19 protein-coding genes and 1 tRNA gene are annotated in these 25,939 nt (G+C 64.2%); 11 read left to right on the top strand and 9 right to left on the bottom strand.

The window, feature by feature from the left end; translation table 11 throughout:
- Positions 1 to 10: 10 nt before the first annotated feature.
- The 3 genes from J2S96_RS04350 to J2S96_RS04340 all read right to left on the bottom strand — a co-directional run bounded on the left by J2S96_RS04350 (position 11) and on the right by J2S96_RS04340 (position 2,915).
- Positions 11 to 1,531, bottom strand: coding sequence for a putative bifunctional diguanylate cyclase/phosphodiesterase (locus tag J2S96_RS04350; protein ID WP_306860271.1), 1,521 nt, complete (start codon positions 1,529 to 1,531; stop codon positions 11 to 13).
- A complete protein-coding gene (locus tag J2S96_RS04345; protein ID WP_306860269.1) occupies positions 1,524 to 2,009 on the bottom strand; it encodes a DUF7793 family protein in 486 nt (161 codons plus the stop codon). Before J2S96_RS04345 ends, J2S96_RS04350 begins: the two co-directional genes overlap by 8 nt.
- Positions 2,010 to 2,150: 141 nt before the next feature.
- A complete protein-coding gene (locus J2S96_RS04340; RefSeq protein WP_306860267.1) occupies positions 2,151 to 2,915 on the bottom strand; it encodes a DUF998 domain-containing protein in 765 nt (254 codons plus the stop codon).
- Positions 2,916 to 3,059: 144 nt separating this feature from the next.
- On the opposite strand from J2S96_RS04340, the gene J2S96_RS04335 reads away from it, so the two are divergent.
- From J2S96_RS04335 to J2S96_RS04310, 6 genes are all read left to right on the top strand, one after another.
- Positions 3,060 to 3,132: transfer RNA gene (locus tag J2S96_RS04335), tRNA-Arg, on the top strand.
- A gap of 1 nt (position 3,133) precedes the next feature.
- Positions 3,134 to 3,589 (top strand): DUF6314 family protein, encoded by a 456-nt coding sequence (locus tag J2S96_RS04330; protein WP_370872991.1) that lies wholly within the window; start codon positions 3,134 to 3,136, stop codon positions 3,587 to 3,589.
- Positions 3,586 to 4,002 carry an NUDIX hydrolase gene (locus J2S96_RS04325; RefSeq protein WP_306860265.1) on the top strand — a complete coding sequence of 139 codons (417 nt, stop codon included), beginning with the start codon at positions 3,586 to 3,588 and terminating at the stop codon, positions 4,000 to 4,002. Before J2S96_RS04330 ends, J2S96_RS04325 begins: the two co-directional genes overlap by 4 nt.
- Positions 4,003 to 4,150: 148 nt before the next feature.
- Positions 4,151 to 6,172, top strand: coding sequence for a glycosyltransferase family 2 protein (locus J2S96_RS04320; protein ID WP_306860263.1), 2,022 nt, complete (start codon positions 4,151 to 4,153; stop codon positions 6,170 to 6,172).
- Positions 6,169 to 9,483, top strand: a complete 3,315-nt coding sequence (locus J2S96_RS04315; protein ID WP_306860261.1) for a response regulator — start codon at positions 6,169 to 6,171, stop codon at positions 9,481 to 9,483. Before J2S96_RS04320 ends, J2S96_RS04315 begins: the two co-directional genes overlap by 4 nt.
- Entirely contained in the window at positions 9,480 to 10,412 is a 933-nt protein-coding gene (locus J2S96_RS04310) for a GGDEF domain-containing response regulator (protein WP_306860259.1), read from the top strand. Before J2S96_RS04315 ends, J2S96_RS04310 begins: the two co-directional genes overlap by 4 nt.
- A gap of 31 nt (positions 10,413 to 10,443) precedes the next feature.
- Here the strand turns inward: J2S96_RS04310 and J2S96_RS04305 are convergent, their stop codons facing one another.
- Together J2S96_RS04305 and J2S96_RS04300 are read right to left on the bottom strand one after the other, a co-directional pair.
- Positions 10,444 to 12,357, bottom strand: coding sequence for an ABC transporter ATP-binding protein (locus J2S96_RS04305; protein ID WP_306860258.1), 1,914 nt, complete (start codon positions 12,355 to 12,357; stop codon positions 10,444 to 10,446).
- On the bottom strand, positions 12,354 to 14,024 hold the full coding sequence (locus J2S96_RS04300) for an ABC-F family ATP-binding cassette domain-containing protein (protein ID WP_306860256.1): 1,671 nt from the start codon (positions 14,022 to 14,024) through the stop codon (positions 12,354 to 12,356). The genes J2S96_RS04305 and J2S96_RS04300 overlap by 4 nt, the downstream gene beginning before the upstream one ends.
- A gap of 257 nt (positions 14,025 to 14,281) precedes the next feature.
- On the opposite strand from J2S96_RS04300, the gene J2S96_RS04295 reads away from it, so the two are divergent.
- The 5 genes from J2S96_RS04295 to J2S96_RS04275 all read left to right on the top strand — a co-directional run bounded on the left by J2S96_RS04295 (position 14,282) and on the right by J2S96_RS04275 (position 18,285).
- Positions 14,282 to 15,007: a hypothetical protein gene (locus J2S96_RS04295; RefSeq protein ID WP_306860254.1), complete on the top strand. Its 726-nt coding sequence runs from the start codon at positions 14,282 to 14,284 to the stop codon at positions 15,005 to 15,007.
- Positions 15,004 to 15,726, top strand: coding sequence for a hypothetical protein (locus tag J2S96_RS04290; protein WP_306860252.1), 723 nt, complete (start codon positions 15,004 to 15,006; stop codon positions 15,724 to 15,726). The genes J2S96_RS04295 and J2S96_RS04290 overlap by 4 nt, the downstream gene beginning before the upstream one ends.
- A gap of 245 nt (positions 15,727 to 15,971) precedes the next feature.
- Positions 15,972 to 16,790 (top strand): amino acid ABC transporter substrate-binding protein, encoded by an 819-nt coding sequence (locus J2S96_RS04285; RefSeq protein ID WP_306860250.1) that lies wholly within the window; start codon positions 15,972 to 15,974, stop codon positions 16,788 to 16,790.
- A 15-nt stretch (positions 16,791 to 16,805) separates the two neighbouring features.
- Positions 16,806 to 17,471 (top strand): amino acid ABC transporter permease, encoded by a 666-nt coding sequence (locus J2S96_RS04280; RefSeq protein ID WP_306860246.1) that lies wholly within the window; start codon positions 16,806 to 16,808, stop codon positions 17,469 to 17,471.
- A complete protein-coding gene (locus J2S96_RS04275; RefSeq protein WP_306860245.1) occupies positions 17,458 to 18,285 on the top strand; it encodes an amino acid ABC transporter ATP-binding protein in 828 nt (275 codons plus the stop codon). The genes J2S96_RS04280 and J2S96_RS04275 overlap by 14 nt, the downstream gene beginning before the upstream one ends.
- A gap of 20 nt (positions 18,286 to 18,305) precedes the next feature.
- Here the strand turns inward: J2S96_RS04275 and J2S96_RS04270 are convergent, their stop codons facing one another.
- The 4 genes from J2S96_RS04270 to fdhD all read right to left on the bottom strand — a co-directional run bounded on the left by J2S96_RS04270 (position 18,306) and on the right by fdhD (position 25,938).
- A complete protein-coding gene (locus tag J2S96_RS04270) occupies positions 18,306 to 20,465 on the bottom strand; it encodes a glycosyltransferase family 39 protein (protein WP_306860242.1) in 2,160 nt (719 codons plus the stop codon).
- A gap of 46 nt (positions 20,466 to 20,511) precedes the next feature.
- Positions 20,512 to 21,780, bottom strand: a complete 1,269-nt coding sequence (locus tag J2S96_RS04265; RefSeq protein ID WP_306860240.1) for a bifunctional glycosyltransferase family 2/GtrA family protein — start codon at positions 21,778 to 21,780, stop codon at positions 20,512 to 20,514.
- A gap of 89 nt (positions 21,781 to 21,869) precedes the next feature.
- A complete protein-coding gene (locus J2S96_RS04260; RefSeq protein WP_306860238.1) occupies positions 21,870 to 24,893 on the bottom strand; it encodes an alpha-mannosidase in 3,024 nt (1,007 codons plus the stop codon).
- 178 nt (positions 24,894 to 25,071) lie between these two features.
- Positions 25,072 to 25,938, bottom strand: coding sequence for a formate dehydrogenase accessory sulfurtransferase FdhD (gene fdhD / locus J2S96_RS04255; RefSeq protein WP_306860237.1), 867 nt, complete (start codon positions 25,936 to 25,938; stop codon positions 25,072 to 25,074).
- Between the last annotated feature and the right edge of the window lies 1 nt (position 25,939).

The raw sequence follows: 25,939 nt of genomic DNA, 5'->3' as shown, positions 1-25,939 counted from the left end.
AGGGCAGCGCCTAGTCCCCGCGCAGCAGTTCCGCGAATTTCTCCGGCGGCATTGGCCGGCCGAAGTAATACCCTTGGCCGCTGGCACAACCGAGGCGGGCAAGCTCGGCCGCCTGCTCTGCCGTTTCGATCCCCTCGGCAACCGCCTGCATTCCGCAGGCATGGATGAGCTGGAGAACCGCCGCCACGAAGTCCCGTTCTTTCTCGTCCGTGCCCAGGCCCTGGATCAGGGAGCGGTCAATCTTGACCACGTTGACCGGAAGGTTGCGTAGATAGCTGATGGACGAATAACCGGTGCCGAAATCGTCGATTTCCAAGCGGATCCCCAGACGCCGGAGGCCGGTCAGAGAGTATTTGTCGATGTCGCTGCCGTTCACCGCCATCGACTCCGTGAGTTCAATGACCAGCCTGGCTGCTTCCACTCCGGTTTCGGCGAGCACTTCCCGCACATGCTCGATCAGATCGAGGCTTTGAAGTTCGGTTGTTGAAATATTGACCCGCATGCTGAAGTCCTCATTCACGCCCGGGCCGTCCTGCCACTCGCGCAGCTGCTGCATCGCTCGCCGAAGAACCCAATATCCGAGGTCGATGATGATTCCGGTTTCCTCGGCCAGCGGAATGAACGCATCCGGCATCAGCAATCCCCTCTCGGGGTGGTTCCACCGCACCAGCGCTTCGGCGCCTTCGATCCGGCCGGAGGCCAATTCGACAACCGGCTGGAAGTAGAGAACCAACTGATCTGTCCGGATGGCTTCACGCAGCTCCGAGATCATGAGCCCTTGGAGTCGGCGCGCATACAACAAGGCGGGCTCGAAGACCCTCACAGTGCTCCGCTGCTCGGCCTTGGCCGCATACATCGCCGTATCCGCTTCCATCACCAGATCGTCCACTGACTGTCCTGGCTCGCCAACCGTCAGCCCGATGCTGGTTCCACAGATGATCCGGACTTCGCCGATGTCGATGCTCTCCCCCACGGCCCGGAGGATCCGCTTGGCAACGCCCCGTGCGTGCGCAGCATTGGATTTAGGCAGCATGACGGCAAATTCGTCCCCGCCGAGCCTGGCCACCATGTCGGTCTCGCGGACCGCGGAGAGCAGGCGCCTGGCCGTGACCTTCAATACGGTGTCCCCTGCGCCGTGCCCCAAGGAGTCGTTGATCCCCTTGAAGGAGTTCAAGTCCAAAACGAGCAATGCGGGCGGGAGCTCGCCGCGCCCGGCTTCGACGAGTTCATGGTTCAGCGCCGTTTCGAGTGCCGTGCGGTTCGCCAACTGGGTCAGCGGATCAGTGAGCGCCATCCTTTCGAGTTCGATCTGGGCCTCGCGCAGCATGGCAGTCCGGCTTTCGACCCGCTCCTCGAGCTCCTGGTAGATGGCTTGAAGATCATCCGCCATGAGGTTGATCCCGGTAATCACGGCAGCCACTTCGTCCCGCGGGCCGGAGACGGGGATCCTCGTGCTGAGGTCGCCGTCCGCAATCCGGACTACGCCTTCGACGAGGGCAAGGAGCCGCGGGTCCTGGGGCTCATTATTCACTGTGGTGCTCTCTCAACCAGTCACGGGCTTCCGCCTCCGAGGTGAAGAACTGTCCGGGGAGGGAACCGGGCCTCGCGCGCAGGAGAAAATGCGCTATCACCCGGTCCACTGGGCTCTCCCCCAGAAGGGCACATGCTGAAACAATCACGGAATTCGAGTAGCTCAGGCGCGCATCTTCGGTGACCGACAATACTCCCGTCACTCGGAGCAGAACCGGATGCCTTCGTCCATCCGCGATCGCACGGACGGCGGCCGCGGCGGCCTGTGCTTCCGGCGCGCGGACTGCGCTGTTCGGCGGGAGGGTGACCTCGACAATCCCGTCCGCCGCCAAGTCGACGGTGATCCGGGCGGCAGGGTCCGCGGCCTCTCCGGACGAAAGTTCCAAGGCATCATCGGGAAGCCGTGGATCCCTGGCGGGCAGCATGGGAGAAATTTCGCCTGCGTGTCCCGGACGACGCAGAACAAACTGATGAGTCATGGGTCCTTTGTTCTGCCGTATCGATCAATCTAGTCTGCGCCAAAACTGCGTGGAACCCTCAGCCCGGCGCCATTCCGGTGAGTGCACCCATGATAATGCAAAGTTCCCCCACCAAGCAGACATGACGCTACCGGCGCAAGCTCAGCGTTTTGCAAGCCGCGCCGCCGTTCGTCGTACTTCCCGAACCCTTTGCGCCACCACCAGCCCCGCGGCGGAAAATCCGATGGTGACCGGATAAGCCATCAGGCGTTCCAGGGTGCCTGGTTCGGGGACATGCATCCGGGTCAGGGCACCGACCACAAGGGCACCCAGCGTCAACGTTCCGCACACCGCGACAAACCAGCTCATGCCCGTGTGCGGCAGCCAGAGCAGCCCGAGGAGCAAGAGGGCAAATGCTCCACCGATGAAGAACATGAGGGCACCCACGAGGTGGAAGGGAGACCCCAGGTCCTCCGGCACAAAACCAACAACTACGGTTCCCAGCCCGGCAATACCCGTCAGGATCCGGACCGCCACGGCGGCAGGCAACGCTTTGCGGGAAGCCGCGCCTGGCAGGATCCGCACACCGGGCTTGGCCGCGATGCATAGGAGCGCGGAGCTGAGCAGCAGCGCCCCGAAAATCAGCCCGAGCCCTTGCACCACAAAGGAGGCGTTCATGAGCAGGTGAAGGGGCGAACAGACGTCGCGATGCTCGTAGATCCCGCATTTGAGCGCGCCAAGATCGCTGATGAACCCGGTCCGGCGATCATAGGGCTCGGGGCCGCGCCATGCTTCTATCACTGCCGATTCCGCCACGAAGTACTGCACCACGCTCAAATGGGCCCAGCCGCCGATATTCGAGCGGATGGTGCCCACGTCCGGGAGCTGTCCGCCGGAAGCCGCCGGCGCCGTCATCTGCTCTCTCATGCGGGCCAGCCTAGCGCCAGCCCAGCCACATGGCGCACGGCTGCGTGTCTTGCCGGCGTCAGTGTTCGAGGGCCGCCCCGGCAGCTTGTATGCTTGTATGCGTGCCCGGCCGGCTGCTCCCAGGAGCTTCCTGCACGCGCACAGGCCCTCGTAGCTCAGTGGATAGAGCACGGCTCTCCTAAAGCCGGTGTCGTTGGTTCGATTCCAATCGAGGGCACTTGAAAGACCAGCTGCGCGATCCCTCTCCGACGCAGGACCTGCGGGCCTACCTGCTGGGCAGCTGGACCGTGGAACGGTCCCTGTGGGACCGGGCGGCCGACATGCGCGGTACGTTCACCGGCGTCGTGCGCTATTCAGGTACTCCCGACGGCGGGCTCCTCCTCCGCGAGGACGGCACCATGACGTGGCCTACCCACACCGGACCGGCCTTCCGGGAATACCTCCTGCGGCCCTCGGGCGTTCCCGCAGCGATGGATGTCTACTTCCCGGACGGGAAACCGTTCCACCGCATGAGCTTCCGCGAGCACGCCAACGAGGACAGCCATTGGTGCGATCCCGACGATTACAAAGTCCATTACGTCTGGCGCGGGCCCGATGCATTCAGCTATGCCTGGGATGTCCACGGACCGGCGAAGGATTTGCTGCTGGAGTCCCGGCTAAGGAGAGAGCAGTGACCCACGAGAGTTCAGCCAAGGACCTGATAGTGGTCAGCGCGGTCTGCGTGTACGACGACGGCGGACGGCTGCTGACGGTGCGCAAGCGCGGCACGGAAAAATTCATGCACCCGGGCGGCAAGCCCGAACCAGGTGAAACCGCGGCGGAGGCGGCATCCCGCGAGCTGGCAGAGGAAGTCGGAATCGACGTCGACCCGACGGACCTGGAGCCGCTGGGGAGTTGGCTCGCCGTCGCCGCCAACGAGGCCGCCACGGACATCGAGGCCACCGTGTTCACCGCGCCAGGCACGTGGGAAGCCCACCCTTCGTCCGAGATCGAAGAGATCCGCTGGCTGGATCTCTCTGCTGAGCTCCCGGACGATTTGGCTCCCCTCTTGACGGACCACGTCCTGCCCCTGCTCACGAAAAAGTAGGGACTCCCGCACCGGAAGAATGCCGCGCCTGACAGGGCTCTGCATTTCCCCGTTTCCCATGAAAATCGGTCGAGAACTGGCTATAGTGATCGCACAGTTTGTTTTAACTTGATACAGGCTGCATTGACTGATCCAGCTGGGGGATCGCGTGCAATCCATTGAACAGCGCGGACGCGCCTGGGGAGAGGCCGGCGCCCAAGCCGGTGGCGAACCGGTGCAGTTCCGTGACACTCCTATGGAGGTCAAGGCTTACTCTTCGGCGGGAATGGCCGGCTGGGCGGCGCAACTTGGTTCTCCCGCGCCCGAGGCTCCACGTTCCCGCAGAATGGCGAGGATCGGCGGGGTAGCCGCGATAGCGGCGTTGTTGCTCTACCTAGCATGGCGGATCGGTTTTACTATGCCGCCTGGCGGCGGGGGTCTTGTCATCGCGTGGACGCTGGTGACGTTTGAGGCCCTTCCGCTGATAGGCCTGGTCCTGAAGTCCATCACGCTGTGGAACATCGATTGTTATGCGCCGGACCCGGTTGCCGAACCTCCCAATGGCATGAGAGTCGCCGTGCTGATCCCCACCTACAACGAACCGGTCGAGGTCCTTGCCCCCACCATCGCCGCGGCTTGCGCGCTGCAGCCGAGCCACGAAACGTGGGTGCTGGATGACGGAGACCGCCCGTGGGTTGCGCAGATGTGCGAGGCTTTCGGCGCTAGAGTCGTGACCCGCGTCGAGCACGACCATGCCAAAGCGGGAAACATGAATCACGCACTGGATCTGATGGCCGCGGAGGAAGCGGCCGGCAAGGACCCCATAGACATCATTGCGGTACTGGACTGCGACCATGTACCGCTTCCGACGTTCCTGACAGCCACCTTGGGATGGTTCGCTGACGAAGAGGTCGCCCTCATTCAAGGGCCGCAGGCGTTTTACAACTCCGGAGCCTTCGACGACGACGGCATCTCAGGCGAACAGGGTTTGTTCTTCAACGTCCTGATGCCCTCGCGCAACGTTCCCGGCGCAGGGCCGTTCTGGTGCGGCTCAACCTCGCTGCTGCGGATCAAGGCGCTTCGCGAGGTAGGCGGGGTGGCAACCGAGACGATCACCGAAGACATGCACACGACCCTCAAACTCATCCGGCTCGGATGGAAGACCGTCTACCACCACCAGACCCTTGCGATCGGTCTGGCCCCGGCGACGGCCGATCAATACCTGCTGCAGCGCCGACGCTGGGGCATGGGCGCAATGCAGATCCTGACCTACGAGCGGCTCTGGGCCGCCAAGAGCTGGATGACCTGGCGAAACTTCCACGAATACATCAACGGAACCTTATGGTGGCTGGAGGGCATTGCCACTTTGATCGCCTTCATCATTCCGATGGCGGTCATGGTTTCCGGTGCGCGGACCTCCACCGCCGGGCCGGTGGAGTTCACCTTGGTCTTCGCCGCCATGTTCTGGGTCCGCTTGTGGGGCGCCAAGAGGCTCATGCGCCACCAGATCCACTGGCCGACGGCGTTCGCCCTGCGGATTTTCCGGGTTCCAGTTGGAATGGCTTGCCTGTGGTGGCTCGTCTCCCGCAAGTCCTTGGAGTTTCAAGTCACTCCGAAAGGCGCCGCGGAACTTCGACTCCGTGGACGGGCCCCACGGATCCTCATTGTGCTGATCGTCATCGTGGGCGCGATCATTCTCTATGCGGCAGCCGGAGTCCTTGCTTGGGTACCTTGGCGGACGAGTCCGGGCTCCACGATTGCCGCAGGCGTCTGGTTGGTGTTGGCAGGAATTGTCTTGGTGCTGGGGACACTCCGGATCAGGGCGGCCGAATTCGCCACATCACGGCGGAGCGCGCACCGGGTAACCGTCAAAGTGCCTGTCACGGTTGCCGGAATCCGGGGCGAGCTGGTGGACATTTCCATGGGAGGCGCCGCGGTCCGGGTCGGAGCCGATGCCCTGCCGGAATCGGGCCGTGTCCTCCTGGAACTCCCGGGCGCCGCACAGATCCCGCTGGATGTCGTCCGGTTCTGGTCAAGTGCGAACAGAGAGCACACCGCTTCGCTCCAGGTTCGTGGCGGGGATTGGGAAGCGTATCGCAGGCTCTCACTCTGGCTGTTCCATACCCCCGATGATGCAGTCCCCGGCTTTCCCCCTGGTGTTCCTGCGGTCGCAACCCGGGGGTCTGAATGAGCGGCCACAGCCTGCGAAAACCCGACTTAGCCTGGATGGTGGTTGCCGCCGCTGCGGCTGTGGTCATCCTCGCGATGATCCTCGGGGCAAACCAAGGTACATCGGCGGCGCAGTCCGCCGGGGATCTCGCCATCCTGGCGGCGGCACTGCTCGCCACAGTCAGTTGTGCCCGGGCAGCCCGCCGCAAAGACGAAAGCTCCCGCGCGTGGTGGGTCATGGCCCTTGCCACGCTCGTCTGGACTGTCGGTCAATCGATCTGGACCATCTATGGGCTGACGCTTGACCATGACTATCCCTACCCTTCCGTAGCCGACGCCGCATTCGTCGGCTACTCGATCCCGGCCGCGATCGGCCTGTACTTGTTCCCGCGTCCCCGCGTTTCCCGGGTTGCTTTCCTGCGCGGGCTCCTCGATTCGGCTGTGATCGCCTCCGCCGTGCTGTTCATCAGTTGGGCCACGGTCCTCGGTTCGATGTACAAGGCCGAAGGGCAAGATACCCTCGTACACCTCACCGGCCTGGCCTATCCCGTTGCCGATTTCGTCATTGTCTCCATTGTCCTCATGCTCACCATGCGCAGGGCGCCCGGCGAGCGCCTCAGGTGGGTCTGCCTGGGTGGCGGGCTCCTCGTCCTGGCGATCACTGACAGTACCTACGTGGACCTGACCTCCGACGGCGTCAACGGGCTCACCGGAACCCCCTTGGCGGCAGGCTGGATCACGGCGTTCCTGCTGATAGCCTTAGCGCCGCTGGTCCCCTACGCCCCTCGTCCCAGGACGGACCGTCCCCTCTACACCCTGGCATTGGAACTCTTCCCCTATGTTCCCGTCTTCGGTGCCGTCATGGTGGCGCCCATACGCGTCGGGCGCCCCGGTGATCCCTTCCTCCAGACCGTGGGACTCACCGTGTTGACACTGGCCATCGCGCGCCAAATCCTCATGATCCTGGAGAACATCACCCTCACGCGGGATCTCGAATCCAAGGTTGCACAGCGCACGGCGGAACTTGAAGGCTTGGGCGCGATCGTCAACTCGTCGGCCGATGCGATCGTCGGCAAGACCCTGGACGGCGTCATCACCAGCTGGAACCCCGGAGCCGAACGGATCTACGGGTACAGCGCAGCCGAAGCCGTTGGTCGGCATATTTCCTTCATCATTCCGGAGGACCTCCGCGCGGAGGAAGAACAGCTCATGGCAGCGATCGGAGCCGGTAAGGAAACCCACAGCTTCGAAACTGCACGGGTCCGGAGCGACGGCTCGGTGGTGCCCATCTCGCTGACGTTGTCTCCGATTCGCGGCACTCGGGGCGTCCATGGAGTGGCCGCGATTGCCCAGGACATCACTGAGCGCCGGATCGCACAAGCCGAGTTGGTGACTGCCCGGGAAGCAGCCGAGGAAGCCAGCCGCCTGAAATCGGAGTTCCTTGCAACCATGAGCCATGAAATCCGCACCCCGATGAACGGGGTGATTGGGCTGACAGGGTTGCTGCTGGACACGCCTTTGGAGGACAGCCAGCGCCAATATGCCGAAGGGGTCAAGAGTGCGGGCGAAGCACTACTAACCCTGATCAACGACATTCTGGACTTCTCGAAACTCGAAGCAGGCAAGGTCGATCTGGACCCTGCGCCTTTCAATCCACGCACCGTGGTGGAAGAAGTCGCGACCCTCCTGGCTGAAGCCGCCCAGGAAACGGGCCTGGAACTTATCGCGTACTGCCGGCCGGAAGTTCCGGCGATGCTCGTGGGCGACTCCGGCCGCATCAGGCAGATTCTGCTCAACCTCGCGTCGAATGCTGTGAAGTTCACTCCCGCGGGCGAAGTGGTCATCAGCGTGCGCGTCGTGGAAGACAATGCCAAAAATGTTCGGGTGCGCTTCGAAGTTCGGGACACCGGGATCGGGATCGAGCCCGCAGATCATCTCAGGCTCTTCGAATCGTTTTCCCAAGCTGACGCTTCCACCACCCGGCGATACGGCGGAACCGGCCTGGGCCTGGCGATCTCGCGGCGGCTTACCGAGGTGATGGGCGGCGAGATCGGGGTGGACAGCTCCTTGGGAAACGGGAGCACCTTCTGGGCCACCCTGCCCTTGGAAGTGTCGAGTACTGCCGCAGTTCCGCCCTCGATCTCTCCTGATCAACTGGATGGTCTCCGAGTCCTGGTTGTCGACGACAATGCGACCAACCGGCTGGTGCTCGAGACGCAGTTGGCGGGTTGGCGGATGATTCCAGAGACTGTGGGTGAAGCCCAACGGGCGTTGGACCGTTGCCGCGAGGAGGCTGCAGCCGGACGTCCCTTCGACATTGCCGTGCTGGATATGTGCATGCCGCACATGAACGGCTTGGAGCTTGCACGCGAGCTGAGCACCGACGTCGCGCTGACATCCACGCGGATCATCATGCTGACGTCCACCATGAATGTGGACAAGGCCGAGCTTGTAGCGGCCGGGGTCCAGCAGTGGTTGACGAAGCCCGTGCGCAGCTCCGAGTTCTACGACCGCCTCATGCATCTTGTGGCGGCGCGTCCGCCCGCAGCGCCCGTGGTTTCGCCCGCAGCCCCCGTGACGGTCACCCAGCCTTCGCGCGGCCTGATTCTGGTCGTCGAGGACAACGAGGTCAACCAGCTCGTGGCCCGGAGCATGGCTGCGAAGCTCGGGTATGAGGCCGACGTCGCAGCTGACGGCAGCGAAGCAGTTGCCGCCACCGCGGCCACCGACTATGCCGCCGTCCTGATGGACTGCCATATGCCCGTCATGGATGGATTCGAGGCCACAAAAGCCATCCGGGCAATGCATGAGGGCCGCAGGAGGCTCCCCGTTATCGCCATGACCGCCGGCGCCTTGGATGAGGACCGTGAGCGCTGCTTTGCTGCGGGCATGGACGACTACCTGACGAAGCCAGTGGACGTGGACAAATTGGAGCAGGTTCTCTCGCGGTGGATACCGGAAACTTCGAAGGAAAGCGCCGGAGCCGCCCTCGACCCCGCGAGGCTGGAAATGTTGCGTGACCTCGGCCCGGCAGATGGGCGGGGGCTGCTGCCCGTCGCGGCGCAAGCCTTCAGGCAGGACATCCAACCGAGCCTGAAAGCACTCCGCCAGGCTTTGGACGACGGAAACGGAGAGGCATTCAGGCAAGTGGTTCACAAATTGAAGGGCGCCGCAGCCAATATCGGGGCCGCGCGCGCGGCCCGGATCTGCGAGGAACTGGAACGTGGCCCGGCAAACGGCGGGCCCGTGGATCCCGCTCTCCTTGCCGGTCTTGAAACTGAATTGGCGCTCGTTGACACGGCATTGGACCACGCCCTGTCGGTGCCCTCGTGAAGGTCTTGGTGGCCGACGACGACTTCGGTTCGCGTCTGGTGGCTAAGGCGGCAGTGGAGCAATCCGGCCACGAATGCGTCGTGGCCGCGGACGGCAGCTCCGCCTGGGAGCTGTACAACGAGCACCGGCCACAAGTCGTCGTGACGGACCTGATGATGCCCGGGCTCAATGGCCTGGAGCTCTGCCGCGCCATCCGCAACGCGGAAGAGGATTCCTACACCTACCTTGTCCTTGTCACTTCACAGGACTCGCATGAAGACGTCGTCGCGGGCATGCACGCCGGTGCTGATGACTATGTGGCCAAGCCGCTTGACCCGTTCGCCCTGCATACCCGGCTCCTGGTGGCACAAAGGGTGACATCGCTGCACGCGGATCTGGCACGCTACCGTGCCGCGCTCGCGGAGCAAGCGCGCACCGATCCCCTGACGAAGCTCCACAACCGGCTGAAGCTCTCGGAGGACCTGGAACAGCTGCACCGCAGCAGCGCCCGCTACGGAACCGACTACAGCCTGGCCATCTGCGACGTGGACAATTTCAAGAGTTATAACGATCTCTATGGCCATCAGGCCGGTGATCTCGCCCTGCAGTCGGTTGCGGCTACCCTTGCCGGCCAAGGCCGCGAAAGCGACGGAATCTACCGGTTCGGCGGGGAGGAATTCCTCATCCTGCTTCCGGACCAGACGGTGTCGGGCGCCGAAACAAGGCTCGAACGCGCACTTGAGACCGTACGGGACCTGGGAATTGCGCATTCAGGTAACCCATCCGGCACCCTGACCTTGAGCGCTGGCCTCTCAGCCTTCATAGCCGACCACCGCGTCAGCAGCGAACGGCTCCTCAAAGAAGCGGACATGGCCTTATACGCCGCCAAGTCCGCCGGGCGGAACCGCGTGGAAGTTGCGCCGGAAGTCCGTCACATCATCCGGAGCTGAGGCCCCGGCCGCTTGGCGGAGTGGCTGCGCCTTACAGCTCCGGAACAGCTTGCTGGGCCACAGCCGTGGCCTCCGCGAATTGGGTGTTGTACAGCTCGGCGTAGCGGCCGCCCGCTGCGAGCAGTTCGGCATGGGTTCCGCGCTCGACGATGTAACCGTCCTCGACCACCAGGATCGCGTCAGCGGCGCGGATAGTGGACAGGCGGTGGGCGATCACGACGGCGGTGCGCCCCTCGAGCGCTTCGCCCAAGGCTGCCTGCACGGCGGCTTCATTCGTGGAGTCCAGTGCCGCGGTGGCTTCGTCGAGGATGACAACTTTCGGCTGCTTGATGAGGAGCCGGGCTATGGTGAGCCGTTGACGCTCACCGCCCGAGAGCCGGTAGCCGCGCTCCCCAACCACGGTCTCCAGGCCGTCGGGCAGGGAACGCACCATGTCTTCGAGCCTGGCCCGCCGCAGTACGTCCCACATTTCCTCGTCGCTCGCACCCGGTCGGGCAAGCCGGAGGTTGGAAGCAATGCTTTCGTGGAACAGGTGGCCGTCCTGCGTGACCATTCCCAGGGTGTCCCGGAGGGAATCGAACGTGACGTCGCGAACGTCCATCCCGGTCCCCGGCCCAAAGCCGCCCAAGCGGACGGCGCCGGAATCGACGTCGTACAAGCGGGACAACAGTTGTGCCACCGTGGACTTGCCGGCACCTGAGGAACCAACCAACGCCACGGTCTGCCCGGGCTCTACCCGGAAACTGATTCCATGCAGGACTTCCTCGCCCCCGCGGGTATCGAGCGTGGCCACGTCCTCCAGCGACGCGAGGGACACCTTGTCGGCGGAAGGGTAGGCGAAGCGGACGTTGTCGAACTCGACCGCGACGGGTCCCGGAGGCACGGCGGCAGCGCCCGGCTTTTCCTGGATGAGCGGCTCAAGGTCCAGGATCTCGAAGACCCTCTCGAAGCTGACCAGGGCACTCATCACTTCCACCCGCGCGCTGGAAAGCGCCGTGAGCGGAGCATAAAGGCGGGTGAGGAGCAAGGCCAGCACCACGACGTCGCCCGCTGCGAGCTGGCCGCCAAGCGCGAGCCAACCGCCCAGGCCGTAGACCAGCGCGAGGGCGAGGGCCGAAACCAGGGTCAGCGCAGTGATGAAGGTGAATTGCAGCATCGCCGTGCGGACGCCGATGTCGCGCACCCGGCCCGCCCGCAGGGCGAACTCGGCGGATTCCTCGTTCGGGCGGCCGAACAGTTTCACGAGCGTCGCGCCGGGCGCGGAGAAGCGCTCGGTCATTTGCGTTCCCATCGCGGCGTTGTGCTCGGCGGCTTCCCGGCGCAGGTCCGCGAGTTTTGAGCCCATCCGCCGGGCGGGAATGAGGAAGATCGGCAACAAGACCATGGCGAGCACGGTGACCAGCCAGGAGGTGTGGAGCATGACGATGAGGGTCAAGGCCAAGGAGACCACGTTGCTGACAACTCCGGAGAGCGTGCCGGCGAACGCCGACTGGGCGCCGATGACGTCATTGTTGAGCCGGCTGACGAGGGCTCCTGTGCGGGTCCGCGTGAAGAAGGCGATGGGCATGCGTTGCACATGGTCGAAAACCCGCGTCCGCAGGTCCACGATCACGCCTTCGCCGATCACCGAGGACAACCAGCGCGTGAGCAGGCCGAGCCCGGCATCGGCGACTGCCACCGCGGCAATGAGCCCCGCGAGGCCGATCACGACGTCCGCGCTTGTGCGGGCGATGATCGCGTCGACCACCCGGCCTGCCAGCACCGGGGTGGCGACCGCAAGGAAGGCTCCCCCGATCGAGGCCAGCACGAAGGCGATCAGCTTGTTGCGATGGGGCCTGGCGAACGCCAGCACGCGTTTGATGGTTTCCTTGGAGAACGGCTGCGAGCCGCTCTTTGCCCGGGTGATGTTGTAGAGCGAACGCCAGGCGACGCCATCCATGCTCATGGCTTTTTGTTTCCTAATCCGGTGGTGTGGTGCAGTTCGGTCACGGCGCCGTTGTCGAGGTGCCAACGGGCATCGAGCCGGACGTTTTCAAGCAAGCGGCGATCGTGCGTGACGAGCAGCAGCGCGCCGTCGTAGCTTTCGAGGGCTTCCTCAAGCTGCTCGATGGCCGGCAGGTCGAGGTGGTTGGTGGGTTCGTCGAGGACCAGGAGGTTGATCCCGCGTGCCTGAAGCAACGCGAGCGCAGCGCGGGTCCGCTCGCCCGGGGACAGGGAGTCCACGGTCCGCGCGGTGTGGTCCGCCTTCAGGCCGAACTTGGCCAGGAGCGTGCGGACATCGGCGGAGTTCCAGTCGTTCAGGACGGCTTCGACCGCGTCCGCCAGGGTGAGGTGCCCCGCCAGCAGTCCCCGTGCTTGGTCGATCTCGCCGACCGCCACGGACGCACCCATGGAGGCGTCTCCGGCGTCGGGCTGTTGAAGCCCCAGCAGCAGCCGCAGCAGGGTGGACTTTCCCGCGCCGTTCGGCCCCGTGATCCCAATCCGTTCGCCGCCGTTGAGTTGGAGGTTCACGGGTCCCAGCGTGAAATCGCCTTGGTGCGCGACGACGTCCCGCAAGGTGGCGACGACGGCACTGGACCGCGGCGCCTGGCCGATGCTGAACTGCAACTGCCATTCCTTCCGCGGCTCTTCCACCTCGTCGAGCCGGGCGATACGCGATTCCATCTGCCGGACTTTCTGGGCCTGCTTTTCCGAGGACTCAACGCTCGCCGCCCTGCGGATTTTGTCGTTGTCCGGACTTTTTTTCATGGCGTTGCGGACGCCCTGCGAGCTCCATTCGCGCTGCGTCCTGGCCCGGGACACGAGATCTGCCTTGGTGTTGGCGAACTCCTCGTAACGTTCCCGGGCGTGCCGCTTGGCCACCGCCCGCTCTTCGAGGAAGGAGTCGTATCCGCCGTCGTAGACCGCCACGCTGTTCTGGGCAAGGTCCAGTTCCAGCACCTTGGTGACGCAGCGTGCCAGGAACTCACGGTCATGCGAGACCAGCACCGCGCCGCCGCGGAGGCCCTGGACGAATGATTCAAGGCGGGCAAGTCCGTCGAGGTCCAAATCATTGGTGGGCTCATCGAGGAGGACGATGTCGAAGCGGCTCAACAGGAGCGCCGCCAGGGCAACGCGGGCGGCCTGCCCGCCGGACAAGCCGGTCATGAGAGCCTCCGGACCGGCTTCCAGGCCGAGCTCCGCCAACACCGCGGGGATGCGGTCCTCCAGGTCCGCCGCTCCCGATGCCATCCAGCGGTCAAAAGCGAGGGAGTACGCGTCGTCGGCGTCCTGGGTCCCGGCTGAGAGCCCTTCGGCGCCGGCCTCCATATCCTCCGTCGCCTGGGCGCAACCGGTGCGGCGGGCGATGTAGGCGGCGACGGTTTCACCGGGCGTGCGTTCGTGTTCCTGGGGCAGCCAGCCCACAAAGGCGTCACTGGGAGCGAGGTTGACGGTGCCCTCTTGGGGACGGTCAGCTCCCGCAAGGATGCGCAGCAGGGTGGATTTCCCGGCGCCGTTGGCGCCGACAACACCGACGACATCTCCCGGCGCGACAGTGAGGGAAAGCTTCGAGAACAAGGTGCGGTGACCGTGGCCGCCGGAGAGTTCCTTGGCGACAAGCGTTGCAGTCATTGGTCTATCCTCTCACTGCTCCGCCCGCGAGCGGAAAGGCCGGCCATGCGAAGGGGTGTCCGTGCGAAAGCCCTGCCGTGCGAAAAGAGTCGGGCATAGAAGAACCCGCCGGTCCGTACTTGGGGGGTGTGCGGACCAGCGGGTTCGAGAATCAAGCATAATTCAATGTGCCTGCATCGTAAAATCGACCTCATGCGAGCAGGCGGGAACCTCCCGCCAGGAACCGGCCGCCGGTCCCGACTATCAGAAAGTGGTTCATGCCCCTCCCTTCCAAGGCGTTCCAACGCTGGCTGCACGGGATCGCTCCGGACACAAGCACCGCCGATGTCTGCCGCTTTTCGGGGGTGAAACGCTCCACCCTGGCCCAGCAGTTGGTCCGCGGCAAGGTGGCCGAGAGTTCGCTCGTGAGCATCAGCCGCGCCTTCGACATGAATCCCTTCGACGCATTGGCACAATTCGAGGCCTACGCGGCGCTTCGTGGGACCCAGGTTCCCCCCACCGATGCGGAACTCGTCAGCCAGGTCTCCACCATGGATCTGCTGCGTGCCATCGTGGAGCGCTCGGACCCCCGGGACGGCGTCCCGCCCTTGGACTTGGCGGATACTCCACACGCGAGTTCGGTCAGGAACTGGGTGGACGCGATCGACGACGGCGAGCTGCGCCACCGGGTCAGTGAGGCCACCGGGATCGCACCGCAGAACTTCTCCGCCCATCTGACAGCCAACCGGCTGCCGCCGGAACTGGCCTTGGCAACATCCCGCGCCGCCGGCGTCGGACCGGCCGGAGGCCTCGTGGCCAGCGGCCTCGTCACGGAGACCGAAGCCGGATGGCCGCCGGGGGCCCGGCGGGACGCCTTGGACAGGATGAGCGACGGCGAATTAGCCCTGTTGGCCGGAGAGCGGCTGCAGGCACTGGGCAGGTCCCTACGCCGCCATGAGCACGAGCTCGACCACAACAACAGAATTTGGGAGAACCTGGGATGATCACCGTGTTGGCCTGGGTCACGCTGCTCATTTGCCTCATATTGACGGCCATTCGTATTCCCAGCGCCATACGGGGCGAGAACCGGATGATGTTCGTCCTGTTCGCGCTGTTTACCCTCGACATCCTGCTCAGCATCGAGGGCCCGTACTTGCTGATCGACGCATGGCTGGGCGGCTTCAACCTCTGCAACCTGCTGCTCCGGTTCATGCTCTACGCAACGTTCCTGCTCTTGGGCATCAAGGTGGCCATGGCCTTTGGCTCGCGCGGTGGGGACCGTGCCATCCGGGGGCCGATTGGCTTGGCGGTCCTGGGAGGCACGGCAGTCCTGACGGCCGTCTTCTTCTTCTCGGTGGACACCTCGGGCTCCACTGTTGGCCTGACCGGCCTGAATTGGGGACCGTCACTGGAGGCCTACGCGGCATTGGGACGGTTTTACCCGGGCTACGTGGCCGCGTGCCTTATCCCGGGCATGTGGCGATCCATTAGAAACCCGGGTCCCGTCCTGCTCCGGACGGCATCGGCAACGCTGCTCCTGGGCCTCGTGTTGTTGATCGTTTCCCAGGTCTTTCCGCTCATCCCGCTATCGAATACGTGGCTTAGGCCGCTCATCAACTATTCTGCCGCCTTGGCGGCTGCGCTTGGCCTGGGAGGCATCTGGCTGTCCAAGACCGTTGCACGCCGGACCAGCCGCAGGATCAGGCAAAAAAATTCCGCGTAAAAAAATACCGCGTAACCTCTTTCATAAATCCATTATATCGTGGCATAATTATGAATGTGTGAAGGCGACGCAGCCTGACCTTTGAATCTTGAACGGGTTTCCAAGGTTCGTGGCGCGTGCGGAAGCACTTTTGGGGGGATGAGTGGTGGCGGGCTGTTGGGGACCGCCCCCACTCAGCCTTATTAAGCGTCCTCCTGTGTACACCCGCGCCAATCGTGTCCGGGCGCGTGACTAAGATGGCTTCCATGAAGATCCTGCCTTCCCGCCGAACCGCCCTGTCCGCAACCCTTGCCGCCGTCGCGCTGGCACTGTCCGCTTGCAGCGGCGGTTCATCTCCGTCGACTACCTCGGGTGGAGACACTTCGCTCTCCGACGTCAAGTCCAAAGGCGAGATCGTCATCGCCACCGAAGGCACGTACCGGCCGTTCAGCTTCCATGACAACGGGGCCGGTCCCCTCACGGGCTTCGATGTCGAAATCGCCCAGGCCGTCGCCGGCAAGCTCGGAGTAAAGGCAACGTTCCAGGAGACCCAGTTCGATGGCATCTTCGCGGGCCTTGACGCCAAGCGCTTCGATATGATCGCCAACCAGATCTCCATCAACCCTGAGCGCACGGCCAAGTACGACTTCTCGGCGCCATACACGGTCTCCAATGGGGTTGTCGTGACCAAGTCCGACAACAATTCCATCCACAGCTTCGCGGATCTCAAGGGCAAGACCACCGCCCAGTCATTGACCAGCAACTTCTACAAGATGGCGGTTGATGCAGGCGCCAACGTCCAATCCGTCGAAGGCTGGGCGCAAGCCGTCGCCCTGGTGCGCCAAGGCCGCGTCGACGCGACCGTCAACGACAAGCTGACCTATCTCGACTACGCCAAGAGCACCCCGGACTCCGGCTTGAAGGTCGCCGCCGAGACCACTGACAAGACACAAAGCGCTTTGGTCTTGCGCAAGGGATCCACCGAACTCAAGAACGCAGTAGACAAAGCCCTGACGGACCTGCGGGCCGACGGCACCCTGGCCAAGATCTCCGAGAAGTACTTCGGCGCAGACGTTACCAAGTAGCCGGCGGCCGAACAGATGACCTTCAACTGGGACCTCGTCTGGAGTTCCTTCGGGCCAATCATCGGTGGCGCGGTCACGGGCACAATCCCCCTGACCCTGGCCTCGTTCGCCTTGGGCTTGGCCTTGGCACTGCTCGTTGCCCTCTTGCGCCTGAGCCCCAACAGGCTGCTCTCCGCCGTCGCGCGCTTCTACATCTCGGTGATCCGGGGCACTCCCCTGCTGGTGCAGTTGTTCGTGATCTTCTACGGCCTCCCGAGCATCGGCGTGAAGCTGGAGCCTTGGCCGAGCGCCATCATCGCGTTTTCCCTCAATGTGGGCGGTTACGCGGCCGAGGTCATCCGCGCCGCGATCCTTTCCGTGCCCAAAGGCCAATGGGAGGCCGGGCACACCATTGGCATGTCCCGACCGCAAACGCTCGTGCGGATCATCCTCCCGCAAGCGGCCAGGGTATCGGTGCCGCCACTGTCCAACACCTTCATTTCCCTCGTCAAGGACACCTCGCTGGCTTCACTGATCCTGGTCACCGAACTCTTCCGCAACGCCCAGCAGATCGCCGCTTTCAGCCAGGAATTCATGATCCTGTACCTCGAATCCGCCTTGGTCTACTGGGTCATTTGCCTCGTTCTCTCCACGGGCCAGTCCGCCCTGGAGCGCAGATTGGACCGTTATGTCGCCCACTGAGCCCAGCAACACCCCCGAGGGGAACTCCAAGCTGGTCTTGTCCGCACGGAACCTCGCCAAAGCCTTCGGCAGCAACGAGGTGCTGCGCGGCATCGATATCGATGTCCGCCGCGGACAGGTGGTCGCCTTGATCGGGCCTTCCGGTTCCGGGAAGACAACCGTCCTGCGCTCACTTAACGGCCTTGAAGTGCCCGACGCCGGCACGGTCACCTTCGGGGACGCGGACGCCGGGACGGTCAGGGGATCCGGCGCGGGGCTGACCCTGGATTTCGCCGGCACGGTGGGCAAGCGCGAGATCGCCGCCCTCCGGGACCGGAGCGCCATGGTGTTCCAGCACTACAACCTGTTCCCGCACATGACGGTGCTCAAGAACATCATCGAGGGACCGCTCCAGGTCCAGAAGCGTCCCCGGGCGGAAGTCGTGGCAGAGGCCGAGCGGCTCCTTGCCCGGGTTGGCCTGGCGGACAAACGCGACGCCTACCCCTTCGAGCTGTCGGGCGGGCAGCAACAACGGGTGGGAATCGTGCGCGCGTTGGCCCTCAAACCCCAACTGTTGCTCTTCGACGAGCCCACCTCGGCCCTGGATCCGGAACTCGTGGGTGAAGTACTAGGAGTCATCAAGGAACTCGCCGACGAGGGGTGGACCATGGTGATCGTGACGCACGAACTCGCCTTTGCCCGCCAGGTCGCCGATGAAGTGATCTTCATGGACGGCGGCGTGGTGGTGGAGCGCGGACCAGCCGCTGAGGTCTTGCGCGGGCCGCGGGAAGAACGTACCAAGCAGTTCGTCAAGCGTCTCCAGCACGAGGTCTGACGCCGGGCGGGGCTGCCCACTCATTGGTGCAGCTTGTAGACGGTGCTCCCTCCTACCGTGGTAGCCGGGAACGTTGCTTCGACCCATTGCGTGATGGCCGAGGAGGTGCCGTTCCCGCCTGCCCGTCCCAGGCCACGCGAATCGTCCCCATTGCCACCGCGGGCCGCGGGACCCTGACCGGGATTTTCGGATTCCGGGGCACCGGCCCTGCCTTGTGGGCCTTGGCCACCCGGGCCGCCAAACGGACTGCCCGGGACGAAATAGGAAATCTGCCCAGAGGCAACCATTTGCTTGAACTGGTCCAGGGTCGGGAACGGATCAGAACCGCTGAAACCGCCAATGGCCATCACAGAGGTATTTGAACCCAGCTCGAGGGCGGCGGCGCTGTTCGCCCCGACTGTTGCGGCAGACCATTTCGTCGTCGACCCCTGAAGAAGCTTGTCCATTGCGGCATTTCCGAGGGGTTCCGTGAATCCCCCTGCCATGGCTTGGGCGGTGCCAGGACCGGAATCACGGAAGCGGCCGGATGCCCCGTTACGTGAGCCTGTACTGGCCGGGCTCGTGATGGCGGCCAGCCCCATCGACTGGTTGTTCCTCCCCGAATCCGGTCCGGCGGCTGGCGAGCCTCCCGTATGTCCCGTAGCCGCGGTGGCTACGGTCCACGCACCTGTGCCAAGTCCTGCTGACAAGAGCGCCAGGATCGCCGCCGCTGCGCCGGCCCTCCCGAGCCGGATCGGACCGGCCGCGATCAAGGCCGCGCCCACGACGCCCGTAACGAGCACCGTCCAACGGAGCCACGGAAGCCAAGCGGTGTCGCTGGACAGCAGCGCAAACGACCAGACCGACGTAAGCAGGACCGCCGATACAAGCACTGCCCGGGACGCAGCTTGGGACCGGTGTCTCCACAGTTGGACCCCGACGATGCCGGTCAACGCGGCCACGGCAGGAGCAAGTTCGACCGTGTAGTAGGCATGGATAGTGCCGCTCATGAAGGAAAAGACCGCGGCTGTGATGACCAGCCAGGTGCCCCACAAGACCAAGGAAGCACGGATCGCATCGGTTCTCGCCGCCCGGCGCGTAAACCAGAGTCCAGCCGCCAGGAGGAGGAACGCGGTGGGCAGCAACCAAGCCACCTCCGCGCTGAACTCGCCGCCGAACAAGCGGAGGACTCCGGGAGGGCCGCCGAACGAGAATCCAGCCCCGCCGCCTCCGGGCGCAGCGCCCGCTCCACTGGGATAGCGTGCGAAGTCAGGTGCCGCACCTCCCCCTGGAAATTCGCTGCCGCGTCCCAGTATCCGGCTGAGCCCGTTATAGCCGAAAACGAGCTCCCACAGCGAGTTTCCTTGCGAGCCCGCCATGTATGGCCGCGCGGAAACCGGGGTGAGCTGGAAAACGAGGGCGTACGCGCCGCTGACCAGGGTGATGCCTCCCGCGGCACCGAGCAGGTGCAGAAGCCTCTTCTTGAGCGGGACGGGGGCCGCCAACAGGTAGGCAAGTCCAAGCGCCGGGACGGTCATCAACCCTTCGAGCATCTTGCTCAGGAAGGCCATGCCGGCAAACGTGCCTGCCCAGAAAAGCAAGGCAGGGCTGGCTTTCTGTGTCGCGGCCACTGTCAGCCAAGCGGCCACCATAAGGCAGAAGACCATCATGGCGTCGGGATTGTTGAAACGGAACATGAGTGCGGCCACCGGCGTAGCGGCAAGTGCGGCTCCCGCAACAAGGCCTGCTGCTGGTCCTGCCGCCCGCTTGACGGCCAAGTAGAGCAGCCCGACGGACGCGATTCCCATGACGGCTTGGGGCAGAAGCATGGTGAAGGAACTGAATCCGAAGACGCGGCCCAGCAGTGCGGGTATCCAGAAAGCTGCCGGCGGTTTATCGACCGTGATGGCATTCGATGGGTCTAGGGACGCGAAGAGCAAGGCAGTCCAATCCTTTGTCCCGGACTGGATGGCCGCGGCGTAGAAAGAATTGGCGTACCCGGAATTCGTCAGGTTCCATAAGTAGACCAGCGCCGCAACCAGGAGCAGCGCCGCCGCCGAGGGGCGGACCCATCGCGGCTGATTTTCGCCGTAGGCCAGGCGCTCCCACCGTTTGGCAAGAGCGGCCTCCCCTGGAGCGGCTGGAGCAGCGGCGTTCTGGTCCCGGGCGGGATGGCTTACAGTGATGGATTCGGAGCTCATGGTGTCTTTCACTTGGTCATGGAGCGGTGGTGGGACTGCGGCACGGCTAGGGCAGGCGCGGTTGCCTGAAGACCCAGACCCTGAACAGGATGAATTTCAGCAAAGTGGCCAGGAGGTTGGCGCCGACGACGCCGGCTACTTCGACCCCTCTGGAGGGTTCGCCCGCGGAAGCTAGCCAGAACAGCACCCCGGACGTCAACAGCAGGCCAAGGACAAAGACCACAAGGCCCTGGAACTGATGCCTGACGGCGCCTGCAGCTCCGGACACCCCGAAGGTCAGCCGCCTGTTTGCAGCGGTATTGGCGACCGCGGTGATGAGCATGGCCACGAAATTCGCGGTCTGCGCATCGGCGATCGTGCGCATGAACACGAAGAGGGCGAGGTAGGCCAATGTCGAGAAGACTCCGACGACGCCGAAGCGGAGCATTTGCCCCAGGAGTGCGCCGTTGCCTTTGTCGGGGGCTTTGCGGCCAAGGGCGTCGCGCAGTTCTGCAACCGGTATCCGGCCCGTCATCAGGTCCCGCCCGATCCGCGCGATCCCTTTCAAGTCGGCGATGGAGGTCCGCACTATGTCAACCGACGAGTCCGGGTCATCAATCCAGTCGACCGGCACCTCAGCCACCCTGAGGCCGGCGCGGTCGGCGATGACCAGCAGTTCGGTATCGAAAAACCACGCGTCGTCGACCGTGCATGGCAGGAGGGCGCGCGCAATGTCGGAGCGGATGGCTTTGAAGCCGCACTGGGCATCCGAGAAACGGGCACCAAGTGAGCCGCGGAGGATGAGGTTGTAACTTCGGGAGATGAATTCCCGCTTGGCCCCCCGGATCACTCGTGAGTTGCGGTTCAGGCGGGTTCCGACCGCCAAATCCGAGTGCCCTGACAAGAGGGGCGCAATGAGCGGTCCGAGGGCAGCCAGATCCGTGGACAAATCGACGTCCATATACGCAACTACGGCCGCCTCGGACGCGAGCCATACCGTGCGAAGCGCTCGTCCCCGCCCCTTCTGGTCAAGGTGCTCAACGCGCACTTCGCTGAATTCCTTGCTGAGGTTGCGCGCGATCTCCAGGGTCGAGTCCGTGCTGGCATTGTCCGCAATGGTGATGGTGAACAGGTGCGGGAAGCTGTCCTTGAGGTAGGAGTGAAGGCGACGGACCGCCGGTTCCAGGGCCGCCTCTTCGTTGTAAACCGGTATCGCGACGTCAAGGATCAGGCTGCCGTCGGACGTGCTGATAGGAGCCCGTTCGGGACGGATCGCAAGGATGCGGCCCGGAGCGGTTGTGAGCCGCCCGGAGTGGGTCGTCATCGCATTGGACATGGTCCAAAGGTAAACAGCGAAGATTGGCGCTTCCCCAATGAACCCTGTGCGTCCGCCGAAACCGGACCGATCAGCCGGCTCCGCCGCCACTAACTGAAACGCAAGGTCACCAGCTGGAAGGGGCGCAAGGTGAGTTCGGCGGCTCCCGCTCCAAGCGTCACGCCGGGAGCCTCAACGGGGCGCTCGAGGAGATCCACGGATTGCACCGTCCGGGATTCGAAGTTCGCCGTGATGAGGCCCGTGGAGCGCTCTCCCAGCGATTCGTAAAGCCGCACGATCACATCTCCGGAGCCGTCTTCGGCAAGCTTGACGGCCTCGATGACCAGCGCTTGGTTGAACACTGTGAAGAGCGGCTCGACGGGATTCGCACCCGCCAGCAGCCTCGGTTTGAGGTTGGTCCGGTAACCCTCTTCCACGGCACCGCCGATGCTGGCGCCGGGCCGGATGCTCAGGTCCAGGACGTGCACACCGAGGTCGGCCTGGGGGTCCGGGAACTTGGGCGCCCGCAGCAGTGATACGCGGACGTTGGTGGTGGTTCCGCCGTCGTCGCGGATGGACCGCGTGACGTCATGCCCGTAGCTTGACGCATTGGAGATGGCGACGCCGTAACCCGGCTCCGCAACGTGGATCCAACGGTGCGCGCAGAATTCGAACTTGGCGGCTTCCCAGGAGGTGTTGGTGTGCGTAGCCCGGAATACGTGCCCGAACTGCGTCTCCGAAGCCGAACGGTCGGCACGGACATCCAGCGGGAATCCGATCTTCAGGAGTTTCTCGTGTTCCTGCCAGTTCACCGTAGTGGAAAGACGGAGGGATTCCGCGCCCGCTTCGAGGGAAATGCGCTGGGTGATGGTGGAGGAGCCCACCGTCCGCTCAACGACGACGACGGCGTCCCAGCCCGCGCTTTCCAGCGTCACCGATCGCGCCTCGACCACGGAGACGACGTTCCGGCGGTAGAACTCGTCGATGTCCCAGGCATCCCATTCGTTGGGCGTGTCCCGGTGGAGTTCAAGGTGGTTGCCGAACTGCCCCGGCGCGATCGCCTCACGGTCTGTTGCATAGTCCGTGAGCGAGGTGAGCAATCCGTTGGCGTCCAGCACCGCGCGGATGATGCCGTTGTCCAGGACATACCCGCCGGCGAGTTCTGTGACGTTGACCGGACCATCCGGGCGCACCGCCTCGGCAGCGGCGAACGCGGGAACGCCATTGCGCTCGTGCGGGGCCGCATTGAGCAGGAACATGGTCTCTCCCTCGCCCAACAGTGCAGACGCGGCACCGGCGATAATGCCTTCCAGCTCCCGGGCGATCGCGGCATAGTTCCGTTCCGCGTCCTGGTGGACCCACGCGATGGCGCTGCCCGGCAGGATGTCGTGGAACTGCTGCAACAGCACGAGTCTCCACAAGCGCTTGAGGTCCGCCGCGGGATAGGTGAACGAACCGGCAGCCCGTACTGCAGCCGTCGAGCACCAAAGCTCGGCCTCCCGCAACAGGTGCTCCGAGCGGCGGTTCCCCTGTTTGGTGTTGGCCTGGCTTGTGTATGTCCCCCTGTGCAGTTCGAGGTACATCTCGCCCACCCAGACCGGGAGGTTACGGTACTCAGCCTCGGCCTGCTTGAAGAACTCCTCGGCGGTTCCCATCCGCACCTTCGGCGACCCTTCCAGGTCCGCAGTCCGGTGGGCCGCGGCAATCATTTCGCGCGTGGGTCCGCCACCGCCGTCGCCGTAGCCGAAGGGGACAAGCGAAACGGTGCCGCGGCCATGCTCCCGGTAGTTGCGCTGGGCGTGGGCGAGTTCGCGGCCGTGAAGCTCGGCGTTGTAAGTGTCCACGGGCGGGAAGTGGGTAAAAAGACGAGTGCCGTCGATGCCCTCCCAGGTGAACGTGTGGTGCGGCATTTTGTTGACTTGGTTCCACGAGATCTTCTGGGTCAGGAACCACCTGGAACCTGCAGACTTGACGATCTGCGGGAGGGCCCCGGAGTATCCGAAGGAGTCAGGCAGCCAGGCTTCCTGGCAGTCGACGCCGAATTCCTCCAGGAAGAAGCTCTTGCCTTCCACGAATTGGCGCGCCATTGCCTCGCCGCCGGGCATGTTGGTGTCCGATTCCACCCACATGCCGCCCACCGGCACGAATTGCCCGGCCTTCACCTTCTCCCGGATCCGGATGAACAATTCAGGGTAGTACTCCTTCATCCAAGCCAATTGCTGCGCCGAGGAGCAGGAGAAGACAAAATCCGGGTTCTCATCCATGAGGGCGACAACGTTGGAGAACGTGCGGGCGCATTTGCGGATGGTTTCACGGACCGGCCATAGCCAGGCCGAGTCAATGTGGGCGTGGCCGGTGGCCAGCAATTGGTGGGCCGAGGCGTAAGCCGGGCGGCTCAAAACCTCGGCGAGCGCATCCCTGCCGGCGGCTGCGGTACCGGCAACATCGTCCGGGTCCATGACGTCGAGCATGCGCTCGAAGGCGCGGAGGATTTCATGCCGCCGAGGTAGGTCGAAGGGTAGCTCGTGCATCAGTCCGCTGAGGGTCCAGACATCCTGGTGGAGCTCCCAGACGACCTCGTTGAGTTCGGCGATGGCTATCCGTCCGAGCCTGTAGCGGGGCTCGTCTCCGGAGGTGGCCTTATCCCCCAGGGGGGTCGCCGCGAAGGTCCACCCCTGGCTGAGATCCGGGTTGGCGGCTGCTTCCACGTAGAAGTCCACCGAGAGGCCGCCACCCAGGAGCTTCAAGGGGACGTGCTGGTTGCGCGGAGAAATGGCTTTGATGATGGTGCCGTCCGGCCGCCAGGCGATCCCTTCGCACTGGAATCCGGGGACGTCATTGTTGAACCCGAGATCGACCACGATTTCCACGGCGGTGCCATCGGCCACTCCCCAACCTTCCGGGACTTCACCCCTAAGCCGAAGCCATTTGGTGCTCCAGGCCTTGCCCCACGCAGCACCGTGTTCCTGGGGTTCAAAGACATGACGGACCGCTTCGGAGACCGGGACCGGCTCTCCCGGGGCATCCCAGCTGCTCAGCTCAAGGGGCAATGCGCGGCCATAGATGGCAGGTGCTATCCGCTCCCGGACAAAACGTTCGAGCCGCTGCTCAGTGATCCGGCGGTCGTCGTGCAATTGAAGTCCCCTTTAGCGGTGGGCTGGGTTGAGAGGCTTCCTCACCGTGACGGGCAGCCTGAACCGGTAAGGTCACTCTTCGTAGGATTGGATTCCATTCGATGGAAAAAATCTACGTTGTTCCTGAACAATAGCCAAGTGGTTGGCGGCTATGCCTCCACGTCCCTAGATCACGTCCCTAGATATTTGCTGGAACACCCACCCGGTCACTGCCCGCGTAGACGTTCAGGCTGGTCCCGCGGCTGAATCCCACCAAGGTCAGCCCGCTCTCCTGTGCAAGCTCCACGGCGAGGCTTGAGGGCGCACTGACGGCGGTCAGAACCGGGATACCTGCGAGCGCCGCCTTCTGCACCAGCTCAAAGGATGCCCTCCCGGAGACCTGCAGGACTGTGCCGCGCAAGGGCAATAGCCCTTCGCGCAGCGCCCAGCCCACCACCTTGTCCACCGCATTGTGCCTGCCCACGTCTTCCCGCAGGCACAAGAGTTCCGCGCTACCGTCGTCGTGGATCCTGAAAAGGCCGGCGGCATGCACTCCCCCGGTCTTCTCGAAGACCGCCTGTGCTTCACGGAGACGGTCAGGCAGCGATGCCAGAACCTCCGCCGGAACGCTCAGTGGGTCTCCGGCGGGACTGAAGTGTGAGGACTTACGCACTGCCTCGATGGAGTCGGTACCGCAGATCCCGCACGAGCTGGAGGTGTAGACGTTGCGGCCGGTCTCCGGGAGCACGACGTCGGGCCGCAACTGCGCTTCCACCACATTGAACGTCTGTACTCCGTTCTCGTCCTCGCCCGCGCAGAATCGCAAGGAAATGAGTTGGGACGGGTCCCAAATGACGCCTTCGGAGACGAGGAATCCTGCCACAAGGTCAAAGTCGTCGCCAGGGGTCCGCATGGTCACCGAGAAGGACATGTGTCCCAGGCGCACTTCGAGCGGTTCCTCGACTGCCAGGAAGTCCTCGCGGTAGCGGACCGGGTGCTCCAGCGCCTGGGCGGAGCCATCCAGGACAAACTTGTGCACCTTGCGGCGCTGGGTCACCCGTCCCATC

Source organism: Arthrobacter bambusae (assembly GCF_030812595.1).
GTDB lineage: Bacteria > Actinomycetota > Actinomycetes > Actinomycetales > Micrococcaceae > Arthrobacter > Arthrobacter bambusae_B.
The sequence above is the reverse complement of the archived record's forward strand: the minus strand, read 5'-3'. Positions and strand labels throughout refer to the sequence as shown.